The 4866-nt window shown below is 69.1% G+C and carries 4 protein-coding genes and 1 pseudogene; all 5 read left to right on the top strand.

From position 1 onward, the window contains the following. Positions 1 to 120 (top strand): annotated as a pseudogene (locus AB0447_RS36285) (roadblock/LC7 domain-containing protein); the annotation flags it as partial. A 155-nt stretch (positions 121 to 275) separates the two neighbouring features. Beyond that, complete coding sequence (locus AB0447_RS36290; RefSeq protein WP_366481228.1) at positions 276 to 674, top strand: DUF742 domain-containing protein; 399 nt, start codon at positions 276 to 278, stop codon at positions 672 to 674. Continuing rightward, positions 655 to 1236, top strand: a complete 582-nt coding sequence (locus AB0447_RS36295; protein WP_366481229.1) for an ATP/GTP-binding protein — start codon at positions 655 to 657, stop codon at positions 1234 to 1236. Before AB0447_RS36290 ends, AB0447_RS36295 begins: the two co-directional genes overlap by 20 nt. A gap of 311 nt (positions 1237 to 1547) precedes the next feature. Then, positions 1548 to 4763 carry a nitrate- and nitrite sensing domain-containing protein gene (locus AB0447_RS36300; protein WP_366481230.1) on the top strand — a complete coding sequence of 1072 codons (3216 nt, stop codon included), beginning with the start codon at positions 1548 to 1550 and terminating at the stop codon, positions 4761 to 4763. A 10-nt stretch (positions 4764 to 4773) separates the two neighbouring features. Continuing rightward, the coding region (locus AB0447_RS36305; RefSeq protein WP_033177623.1) for a roadblock/LC7 domain-containing protein at positions 4774 to 4866 on the top strand (93 nt) is incomplete at its 3' end.

Consider the following 4866-nt stretch of genomic DNA (forward strand, 5'->3'; position numbering starts at 1 on the left):
GCGCACCCCGAGTGCGACATCGGCCTCGTGGGCTACGAGATGGCCCTCTTGGTGGACCGAGCGGGCAGCGTCCTCACCCCGGACCTGCGCGCGGAACTGCAGGGAAGCCTGCTCAGCTGACTGCCACTCTCCCGGCCGGACGGTACTGCCGGCCGGGAGACCGGGGCGCCTTCCCTGGCCCCGGGACCCAGTACCACCGTCCGGCCGTCATCCCGTCCCCCCACCGGCCACCGTCAGACGGCACGCTGACCACTGCTGTCGAGCCCGGAGGATTCATGACCCCGCCCCCCGCCTATCCCGATTCGTACGGCGACTCGTCGTACGGCGCGGAAGGCGACCAGCCGCTGGTTCGCCCCTATGCCATGACCGGCGGCCGGACCCGGCCGCGCTACCAGCTCGCCATCGAGGCGCTGGTCAGCACCACGGCCGATCCGATGCACCTGTCGGGTCTCCTGCCCGAGCACCAGCGCATCTGCACGCTGTGCCGCGAGGTCAAGTCGGTCGCGGAGGTGTCGGCCCTGCTGTCGATGCCGCTCGGCGTGGCCCGGATCCTCGTGGCCGACCTGGCGGAGGCGGGCATGGTGGCGATCCACCAGCCGGGCAATGGAGAGGCCGGCGGCACGCCGGACGTGACACTGCTCGAAAGGGTGCTCAGTGGACTTCGCAAGATCTAGCGGCGGAGCGGCTCGCTCCACCACCTCGGCAAAGATCGTGGTGGCGGGCGGCTTCGGCGTGGGCAAGACCACGTTCGTCGGCGCCGTTTCGGAAATCAATCCGCTGCGCACCGAGGCCGTCATGACCTCCGCGTCGGCCGGCATCGACGACCTCACCCACACCGGGGACAAGACCACCACCACGGTGGCCATGGACTTCGGCCGCATCACGCTCGACCAGGACCTCATCCTCTACCTGTTCGGTACCCCCGGCCAGGACCGGTTCTGGTTCATGTGGGACGACCTCGTCCGCGGCGCCATCGGCGCCGTCGTCCTCGTCGACACCCGCCGACTCGCCGACTGCTTCCCCGCCGTCGACTACTTCGAAAACTCCGGACTCCCCTTCGTCATCGCCCTCAACGGCTTCGACGGATACCAGCCCTACACCCCCGAAGAAGTCCGCGAAGCGCTCCAGATCGGTCCCGACGCACCCATCATCACCACGGATGCCCGGCATCGCGGCGACGCCAAGAGCGCCCTCATCACTCTTGTCGAACACGCCCTCATGGCGCGACTGAAGTAAGCGAGTTCTCCCAGGCTTTTCACGGGACCTCCACGAGCGCCGGGGCGGGCTGTGTCGCACGACACGGCCCGCCCCGTGTCGTTCATAACGTTTCGACAGAGAATTGGGGGTACTTGGCCACACGGTGCATTCGCCCGGTGTCACAGCGCGCACAACTGCCCCGACTTTTGCCGGACCTCAGGCTTTATGTCCGATTTATGTGAGGCATAAGTCTCTGGGAATGGCCAGTTTCAACTGTTTGGAACACGGCCGTTACCCATGCTGGAATTCAACGAACTAGCTAGTAGCACCGCCGAGAGGTTGTTGGTCGAGTGAGGCGAAGCAACTCGAGCCCCGCGGATGAACCCGCGCGAGGCAACTTCACCCCGCCGCCGCGCGCGGCCGCGTCGCCCATGGACGTACCCGTGGAACCGCCCACGACCGGCGGCAGCACCAGCAGGTTCTCGCCCCGCAACTGGCGCGTGCCGACCCGTCTGAACGCCATCCTGCTCGTCCCGGCCCTCGTGGGCCTGGTCATGGGCGGCTTCCAGGTGAAGGGCTCCATCGACACCTGGAACGAGGCGAAGGACGCCGAGAAGACGGCCCGCATCGTCCAGGCCGCGGCCGAATACGGCCAGGCGCTGCTCAACGAGCGCGACCTCACCGCCGCGCCCATCCTGAGCGGCGACCGCAACAACGAGGCGGTCACCAAGGCGTACGCCGAAACGGACGCGGCCAAGGCCAAGTTCGCGACGGCCGTCGAGGACATGCCCGAGGGCGTGGGCCTGGAGCGCCGCCTGCAGCTCTTCCACCAGGAGGAGCCGAAGCTGCAGAAGGTCCGCGAGACCGCCTACTCGGCCGACATCGAGTCGCACAAGAAGGACCTGCCGAACGGCGTCCTCGGTCCCATCCCGACCGAAGAGGGGTACGTGCAGGTCCAGCACTACCTCATGCAGTTCGCCAACGAACTCGGCCTGGGCACCGGAAACGTGACCAGCTACGGCCGCATGGTCTACGCGATCCAGCTGGCCAAGGCCGCCAACTCGCTCCAGCGTTCCGTCGGCACCCACCTCCTGGTCCGCCCCAGCACCCAGCCGGACGTCCGCAAGGCCCAGCTGATCGCCTTCTCCTCGTACGCCTACCTCGAGGAAATCGCCATCGGCGAGTACGTCGCGGCCGGCACCGAAGCCGACACCGACCGGCTCCGTGAGGTCATGGGCAAGAAGTCCTCCGAGGGCGCCGCCAAGCTGGACGAGGCCAAGTCCCAGGCCACCGCGGCCGGCAAGCCCTTCAAGGCCCCGCCGAACGTCGCCGGCTCGTACCTGACCGGCATGACCGAGGCGATAGCCGGCGGCGAGTCCAAGGAGAAGCTGGCCCAGGGCGGCACCAACGCCGTCTTCTGGCAGGCCGCCGCCACCGCCAAGTTCGAGGGCTACTCCGAGATCGAGAAGGAACTCCTCGACAAGGCCGTCAACGACGCCGTGGCCGTCTCCGACGACGCCCGCACCGACGCCATCACCAACGGCGCCATCGTGGTCTTCGCCCTCCTCGCCGCCTTCATCCTGGCCGGCATGATGGCCCGCCAGATGGGCCGCGCCATGGCCCGTCTGCGCTCCGCCGCCTTCGACATCGCCGAGCAGCGCCTGCCGATGCTCGTCGACCAGCTCTCCCGGACCGACCCGGGCAAGGTCGACACCCGTGTCATGCCCATCCCGATCGACTCCCAGGACGAGATCGGCGAGGTCGCCCGGGCCTTCGACCAGGTGCACCGCGAGGCCGTCCGGCTCGCCGCCGAGCAGGCGCTCCTGCGAGGGAACGTCAACGCGATCTTCACGAACCTCTCCATGCGCAACCAGTCGCTGATCGAGGGCCAGCTGACCCTCATCACCGACCTGGAGAACAACGAGGCCGACCCGGACCAGCTGGAGAACCTCTTCCGGCTGGACCACCTCGCCACCCGTATGCGCCGCAACGGCGAGAACCTCCTCATCCTCGCGGGTGAGGAACCGGGCCGCCGCTGGGACCAGCCGGTGCCCCTCGTCGACGTGCTGCGCGCCGCCTCCTCCGAGGTGGAGCAGTACGAGCGCATCGAGCTCTCCGGAGTCTCCGACGCCGAGATCCACGGCCAGGCCGTGACCGACCTCGTGCACCTGCTGGCCGAGCTGCTGGAGAACGCCACCACGTTCTCCTCCCCGCAGACCAAGGTCCGAGTCAACGCGACCCGACTGCCCGACGGCCGCGTGATGGTCGAGATCCACGACAAGGGCATCGGCCTCACCGCCGAGGACTTCGCGGACATCAACCACAAGCTGGCCAACCCGCCGACCGTGGACGCCGCGATCTCCCAGCGCATGGGCCTCTTCGTGGTCGGCCGGCTGGCGGACCGGCACGGCATCCGCGTCCAGCTGCGCCCCTCGGGCGAGCAGGCCGGCACCACCTCGCTGGTCATGCTCCCGGACCCGATCACCCATGGTGGTGGTGGCGAGGGCATCCCGGACGACGACTTCACCGTGTCCTCGATGATCCCGCAGCAGCAGCCGCAGCAGCAGGCCTTCGAGAGCGCCCCGATGCGCACCGCGGCCGAGCTCGGCTTCGACGACTCCCGGTACGACAACCCCGGCCAGGGCGGCGCCGACGTGCGCGACCTGGACCCGGTGGGACGCTCCCTGGTCCGCGAGGAGCGGCGGGCCGCGCTGGAAGCCCAGGTGGGCTATCCGCAGGAGCAGGACCAGGAGCACGGGCAGCAGGAGTACGGGCAGCAGGAGTATCCGGAACCCCAGCCCGAGCACGGGTACCAGCCGTATCAGGAGTACGAGCAGCAGCCCGAGCAGGGCTACGAGACCTCCTACGACGCCCAGCCGAGCCAGCCCGGCTACCAGGCGTACCCGCAGGACGGGTACAACTATCCGGAAGCCGGGTACCAGGAAGCCCAGCAGGCCGAGCAGGGCTACGACAACGGCTACGAGAACCAGTCCCACCAGGCAGGGTGGCCGGAGCAGAGCTCCTACCCGACTGCCTACCAGCAGGACTACGGAACCGAATCGGAACCCCCGGCCGCTCCCGAACCGGCCCAGGACCGCGTAGGCTTCGACCGTCCGGACGCCGCTGCCGACACCGGCCACCAGCTGACCGGCGCGGGCCTGCCGCGCCGCGGCAGCCAGCAGCAGTGGCAGCCGGCGCAGCAGGAAGCGGAGCCCACCAAGTCCCTCTTCGAGCAGCGGTCCCCGGCCACCGAGCAGCGGCCCGCGGCCACGGAGCAGGGCCAGGGCGGTCCGGGCTGGCGTTCGGCCAACGACGAGCGCTGGCAGCAGGCCGGCAAGCTCCGCGAGCCGAAGGCGGGCGGGGTCACCCCGTCCGGTCTTCCTCGGCGGGTACCCAAGGCCAACCTGGTCGAGGGTGCTGCGGAGTCGACCCCGCAGGGCGGCCCTCAGGTCTCCCGCGCCCCGGAGGACGTGCGTGGCAGGTTGAGCAACCTGCGGCGCGGTGTCCAGCAGGGACGCAGTGCGGGTTCGGAGCAGTCAAGTAACAGCTATGACCAGGAGCGTTAGTGTGAGCGCGATGAGCCAGGCGGCGCAGAACCTGAACTGGTTGATCACCAACTTCGTGGACAACACCCCCGGGGTGTCCCACACGGTGGTGGTCTCCGCCGAC

The sequence above is a fragment of the Streptomyces sp. NPDC051211 genome, from assembly GCF_040689505.1.
Classification (GTDB): domain Bacteria; phylum Actinomycetota; class Actinomycetes; order Streptomycetales; family Streptomycetaceae; genus Streptomyces.